Raw genomic sequence first — 1426 nt, 5'->3', positions numbered from 1 at the left:
ACCGTTACGCCCCAATATGGCAATTTTTTCACCAGCACGAATTTTTAAATGACGGATTGCCAAACTTGGTTTTGGGTCTTCTTCGCCATATTGGAATAAGACATTTTTTAATTCGTAATCGCCATTTAAAACGGCTTTGTGTACCAGATGCGAACGGTCAGCCTGATCGATCGGACGTTGCATAAGCTCATCAAGGCTTTGTTTGGCAACTTTTGCTTGCTGTAAACGACCTAACACACCTGTAATTTGTGCAATCGGTGCCAACATACGTGAAGATAGAATTGAACAAGCCACTAACGCACCTGTAGTCATTTCACCATCCATCACCGCAAAACATCCCACCAACACCACAAGTGCGTAGGTCAAACCTTGAATCTTTTGGGTCCATGCCATTAAGGTACCGACAATTTTACGCTGTCTCATCCCGATATCGGCTGAAACTTCGTTCATGTGGTTCCACTGGTTTTGGAAACGTGATTCAGCACGTAGGAGCTTAATGTCTTCGATGCCCTGTACCGCTTCAACAAGAATGGCGTTACGGATTGAAGACTCTCTCATACCCTCTTGCGCGAGTTGCGCTAGCTTTTTCTGTGCCAAAATACCCGGCAAAAGCATAAGTGGCACAACCAGCAACATCACCCAAAACAGTTTTCCACCGATAATCGCAAAAATGATCAGGAACAGGAAAAAGAACGGAAAATCTGCCATCGCAGTAATGGTGGTTGAAGTCACCAGTTCACGCACACCTTCGAGCTCACGAATCTGGGAAATAAAACTACCGGTAGACTTTGAACGGTCTTTATTTCTGATGCGTAAGGCATGACCAAATACACGATCAGATACCCGCAAGTCAGCACGTTTACCAATAATATCGGATAAATAAACTCTAGCTACACGTAAAGTAAACTCAAAAATAGCAGCAATGAGCACACCACCTGCCAACACCCATAAAGTCGGGATAGACTGAGATGGAACAACACGGTCATAGACTTGCATTGAGAAAATAATGGTTGCCAGTGCCAATACGTTGGCAATCAGTGAGGCAAACATAATATCAACGTAGCGTTTCCAGTCTCTTAAAACAATCGACCAGAACCAGCTTGCTTCGTATGGTTTGATATATTCATCAATACGCGCATCGGGAATTGAAGTTTCAGGGCGCAGAATATAAATATTTTTGACCGTATCTTTCAAAGCACTTAAAGACGCATTTTGCGAAAGTCCCTGATCCCCACTAAACTGGATACTGACATTTCCTTGAGTATCGGCCTTATCAATTACACCGACTTGTCCGTCATTAAACTCAACCATGACAGGTAAACGCCATGGATTAAGTAAATCTAATGAAAAAGGTACTTTACGTAAATTGAGACCAACCTGACGGGTCATTAACTGCAAAACATCATCAAGGTTTTGATTTTGGTTC

The 1426-nt window shown here is 42.8% G+C and carries 1 protein-coding gene; it reads right to left on the bottom strand.

From position 1 onward, the window contains the following. The coding region (locus B806_RS0104675; RefSeq protein WP_017402674.1) for an ABC transporter transmembrane domain-containing protein at positions 1–1426 on the bottom strand (1426 nt) is incomplete at both ends.

This window comes from Acinetobacter sp. TG2027 (genome assembly GCF_000302435.1).
GTDB classification, from domain to species: domain Bacteria; phylum Pseudomonadota; class Gammaproteobacteria; order Pseudomonadales; family Moraxellaceae; genus Acinetobacter; species Acinetobacter pittii.
Note: the sequence above shows the minus strand (reverse complement) of the source record. Positions and strands in the feature narration are given on the sequence as shown.